This is a genomic window from Novacetimonas cocois, assembly GCF_003311635.1.
GTDB classification, from domain to species: domain Bacteria; phylum Pseudomonadota; class Alphaproteobacteria; order Acetobacterales; family Acetobacteraceae; genus Novacetimonas; species Novacetimonas cocois.
On the sequence record NZ_QEXL01000043.1, the window covers coordinates 1 to 4,326 of the forward strand.

Sequence of the window (4,326 nt, forward strand, 5' to 3'; positions counted from 1 at the left end):
AGCGCGTCCTCGGCTTAGCGTAGGATTTCGCCCCCTCCCGCAAACGACCCCCTTCTGCCTCTCCAGTTCAGCGGACATCCGGGCTTCCTCGGCTGCCTGACGCTGCATTTCCCGCCTGATTTCGGCCTGACGCGCCAGCTCCTTCCTCTGGCGCTCGGCCTCTCTCTCCCGCTCCATCCTCTGCCCGATTTTCCGGGCCAGACCGACCGCCAGCCGCGCTTTCTTCTCAAGTCTGGAGAACAGCCCCTGCGCCTTTTCCACGGCCTTGCGGGCTGTTTCCAGAACACGATTCCGCTCGCGGATCTCCGCATTCTGCTTCCCGAGATCCGTCACCGGCTCCCGGCCGGGGATCTCACGAGCGGCTTGACGCTCCAGGGCAGTTGCTGACACGCCCATGTGCCGGGTCGGCTCCTGCTCCTTCCCCTGACGCTCGAAGCTCCGGTGATCCACCCGCTGTTCGACCTGGTGCCGTTCCAGCGCCGTGTTGACCTGGCGTGCCCACACACCCCGCATATGCTCGATCTCGGCCGAGGCGGTGCTGGCCACGTCCAGAACCCGCGTCTTGGCTCCCAGCCCGTCCGCCCCAGCCGTCCGGGTCGTGGTCAGGATGTGCGCGTGATGGTTCCGGGTGTCCCCTTCCCGGCCGGGTTCATGAATCGCCACATCGGCCACCACCCCGTACCGCTTCACCAGCTCACGGGCAAAATCCCGCGCCAGTGCTGCCCGTACGCCCGCGTCCAGCTCGGCCGGTAACGCCAGCTCGTATTCCCGGCCGGTCTTGGCGTCCTTTCGCTTCTCGGCCGCCTCGGCTGCGTTCCACAGTGCGTTCCGGTCCTGTGCCCAGTCCGCGCCATCCGGGGCCACGATGAACGCATCCTCCACCCCCTGCTTGCGGGTGTAGTCATGCGTCAAGCCCTGCCGTTCGTCCGTCAATTCCTGACCAGCACGATAGGCAGCAGCAGCCACAACGCTGCGACCGGCCGAACGTGAAATAGATTTGACGGACAGGTGGTAGATCGCCACGACTTGCTCCGGTCTGGAAGGGTTCAGGGAAGGAACGTCCCTGACGCACGCATTGGAACAATGCTAAAGTGCGCCCTTCGCTCCTTCGTCGCAAGGGTTGTTTGCGCTTCACGAGGAATCAAGAAAACTTTCGAAAAATCGGGTATCCTCAACAGGGTCACGCGGGAATGGAAATCACAACAGACCATTGCACCCACTTGGTGCGGGAGGAAAAATGACACCCATCGAAAAGGCAAAACAGCAGGTCGAGCAGGCAAAGGCCCGGTATCAGGCTTTGCTCGCCAGACAGAACGCCGAGGAACGCAAGCTGGACACAAGGCGCAAGGTCATTCTCGGGGGGCTGCTGATCGACGCGGCCGGGAAAGATGAACGCTTCGGACGGGTCATTGACGAACTGATGAAACGCATCACCCGCGACCATGACCACAAGGCGTTCGAGGGCTGGCAGAAGCCGGAGCCTGACCAGCCATGACCGAAGAACGCGAGCTGGATGACGGGCTGGCCGCGTTCGACCAGCTCGGCCGGGAAATGGCGGAGACAAACCGACTGCTCCGGGCCGTCCGATCCGATCAGGCGACCCGGAACCAGCAGGAACAGGCCCTGTCGGACGAAATGAAGGCCGCTCTTAAACAGGCCACAGGAGCCTCACAGGAGGCGCTACAGGCCAGTCAGACCGAAATACGTTCATCTCTACTATGGACTGGTCTGATGGCCTTCCTGATCGTTCTGGTGGCGTTTGCCGGGGGTTATTTCTTCGGCCAGCGGTCTGGATGGGACACCGGGCACGCGGACGGATACCAGAAAGCCCGGAATCAGGAGGCCGCCGCCAGTTGGGCCAACACCCCGTCCGGACAGCGGGCCTATGGCCTCGATCAGCTTGGGAGCCTCGATATGCTGGCCCTGTGCAAGGGAGATGGCTGGACCATGGAACGCCAGAAGGGTCGGACGGTCTGCTTCCCGAAACTGGACGCCAAAGGGAACCTGAGCGGCTGGTATATCCCCTGACCTTCACCGGGAAGGGAAAGCCGGCCACCCCCCTCATTGCTTCCTGAGCCATTTTCTCTTGCCCGATTCTGCCGGCGTCACAGGGTCCGGGCGAGCGCGGAGCGGGAGCGGCGTAGCCCGCCCCCGGGCGCCGGAACAGACCTCGAAATGGCAGTTTTCCACCGGAAAAAGGGGGGACAACAGGGGGATTAGATTCTTTTCTCTTTCTTAGGGATCGCCACACCCCGCAGAAATCCGGCAGAAACAGGTTGCATTAGGTCACGGACTCTGTGACCTTTGGATCACGGATTCCGTGACCTAATGACGGGTTCTCCACAGGGAGCGAGCTATGGCACAAATTGTGCGCCTCACCACCAGACAGCAGCGATCCGGACAGGAAGAAGCAGCACAGGCGGCCGAGCAGCTTTCGCTCCTGTCCGAAGAACTTCTGAAGCATCTTCCGGGAGAGGCGCGTTTAGCCCTTTCCAAGATCACACACGCGCTCCAAAAGGCCGCGCGTCCGGACACCACCGAAGGGCTTTGGCCGGGAGGTTTCACCATGTTGAGCCGTATGCAGACCGCCGCGATCTGGGACGCCATCCGCGCCCTGCCATCCGATGATCGGCCCAATCAGGTGCGCCATGCTTTCGATCTGGTGCTGCTCAATCTCCGGCAGGATACCGGCGAGGTACTGCTCACCCGTGACCAACTCGCCGAAGAGATCGACTGTGCGCCTCGTAGCGTCAGCACCATCATGGGCACGCTGGAAAAAATGGGCGTAATCCGCCGCGAACGGCGCAAGATAGAAGGGGTGAGAGGCCCCGGCATGGCCGTGTATTTCATCAACCCGCATGTGGCATGGAACGGCTCGCTGGACGTCCGCAAGGCACAGGCCGCGGAAACCCGGCCACCCATGCAGCTCGAACTTCTCCAAGGGGGGGCGTCATGACCGATCTTTCCGACGAACAGGCCGCCAAAAAGGCCGCTATCCGCAAGGCACGAAACAGCACAAAGCCAGACGTTCCGGCCGAACAGGTTCTGATGATCCTGAAAGCCGATCTGGCCCGCGTTCAGGCGGCAATCGACGCCCTGCCACACGAGGAACGGCGTGCGGGTTAAATGGTCCAATGAGGCCCTGACAGACCGGGCCGCCATCGTTGATTACCTGCTCCCCCGCAACCCGCACGCGGCCAAGCGGATTTTGCTCCGTCTGATCGACGCAACCACAGACCTTGCCATGTTCCCGAACATTGGCCGGGAAGGTGCAGATGGCACCCGTGAATGGGTGGTCGTCCACCCCTATGTCTTGCTCTACGAAGTCGATGAAGATGCCAAAATCGTGCGGGTTCTTAGCGTCTGGCACATGTCCCAAGACAGATAGTGTGCAAACCAACAATGGTGAAAGTGTATATCCATGCGGATATACGGCAACGGCATCAGCCTTGTGATCACCAGCGATAGGAATGGAAAGGACGCTTGACAGTATTCCACTCCACTATGTAAAATATACTTTACATAGTGGAGTGATGTGGATGTTCCGATCCAAGCAATATCTGATTGAATTAGGGAGCGCATTGGCACTGTACGCAGCCTTGCTCGTCGGTACCGCAGTGATTGAGCGAGCGATCGAGCCCACGGGCGCCTTGAAGCTTGCGATCAATCTCACCCCGATGCTCGGCGCCTTTGCAGCAGCATGGGCTATCCTGCGCGGATTATGGCGGATGGACGAAATGCAGAAGCGCATCCAATTCGACGCCATAGCCATTTCCTTTCTTGGCACTGCGCTCATCACCTTCGGGTGGGGTTTTGCCGAGGGCACCGGGCTGCCGCATCTTCGAGCGTTCCAAGTTTGGCCAATCATGGGCACCTTGTGGGGCTTGGGCCTTTTCGTCGCTCAAAGACGCTACCGGTGAATAACCGCATTAAGGAACTGCGACTTGCCCGAGACTGGAGCCAAGGCGACCTCGCCAGCGCACTGTCTGTATCGCGCCAGACGGTGAACGCAATCGAAAACGGTCGCTACGACCCAAGCTTGCCGCTCGCATTCACCATCGCCATCGTGTTCGGCCTAAAGATTGAAGACGTGTTCCAGCCATAACCAATCGGATCAGTGTGACGGCATTGGATGGTGTAGCCACAGTCATCGCCACACGGGATTGATATCTAAAATCCCATTCCCGGCCCGTTGTCATAGTCTCGACCTCGACTCTTACCCCGTGACAAACCCCGGGACCGAGCCTGCTCGACTTCCTGCTGGCGCTGCTTCTGGGGTCGTTTGCGGGAGGGGGCGAAATCCTACGCTAAGGCTTTGGCCAGCGA

Annotated in this window: 8 protein-coding genes; 7 read left to right on the forward strand and 1 reads right to left on the reverse strand. The window is 60.4% G+C overall.

Translation table 11 applies throughout. The annotated features are described in order from the left end of the window. A partial coding sequence (gene mobQ / locus NJLHNGOC_RS15210; RefSeq protein ID WP_113597090.1) for a MobQ family relaxase occupies positions 1-1,023 on the reverse strand: 1,023 nt, incomplete at its 3' end. A 214-nt stretch (positions 1,024-1,237) separates the two neighbouring features. On the opposite strand from mobQ, the gene NJLHNGOC_RS15215 reads away from it, so the two are divergent. From NJLHNGOC_RS15215 to NJLHNGOC_RS16525, 7 genes are all read left to right on the forward strand, one after another. After that, complete coding sequence (locus NJLHNGOC_RS15215; RefSeq protein ID WP_003631169.1) at positions 1,238-1,495, forward strand: hypothetical protein; 258 nt, start codon at positions 1,238-1,240, stop codon at positions 1,493-1,495. Continuing rightward, a complete protein-coding gene (locus tag NJLHNGOC_RS15220; RefSeq protein ID WP_113597086.1) occupies positions 1,492-2,028 on the forward strand; it encodes a replication protein in 537 nt (178 codons plus the stop codon). The genes NJLHNGOC_RS15215 and NJLHNGOC_RS15220 overlap by 4 nt, the downstream gene beginning before the upstream one ends. A 328-nt stretch (positions 2,029-2,356) precedes the next feature. Beyond that, entirely contained in the window at positions 2,357-2,956 is a 600-nt protein-coding gene (locus NJLHNGOC_RS15225; protein ID WP_113597087.1) for a helix-turn-helix domain-containing protein, read from the forward strand. Next, positions 2,953-3,126 (forward strand): hypothetical protein, encoded by a 174-nt coding sequence (locus NJLHNGOC_RS16080; protein ID WP_165837959.1) that lies wholly within the window; start codon positions 2,953-2,955, stop codon positions 3,124-3,126. Before NJLHNGOC_RS15225 ends, NJLHNGOC_RS16080 begins: the two co-directional genes overlap by 4 nt. Continuing rightward, entirely contained in the window at positions 3,116-3,388 is a 273-nt protein-coding gene (locus NJLHNGOC_RS15230; protein WP_113597088.1) for a type II toxin-antitoxin system RelE/ParE family toxin, read from the forward strand. Before NJLHNGOC_RS16080 ends, NJLHNGOC_RS15230 begins: the two co-directional genes overlap by 11 nt. Before the next feature lie 151 nt (positions 3,389-3,539). Continuing rightward, entirely contained in the window at positions 3,540-3,920 is a 381-nt protein-coding gene (locus NJLHNGOC_RS16520; RefSeq protein ID WP_113597091.1) for a hypothetical protein, read from the forward strand. After that, positions 3,917-4,105: a helix-turn-helix transcriptional regulator gene (locus NJLHNGOC_RS16525; protein ID WP_113597089.1), complete on the forward strand. Its 189-nt coding sequence runs from the start codon at positions 3,917-3,919 to the stop codon at positions 4,103-4,105. The genes NJLHNGOC_RS16520 and NJLHNGOC_RS16525 overlap by 4 nt, the downstream gene beginning before the upstream one ends. Positions 4,106-4,326 lie beyond the last annotated feature (221 nt).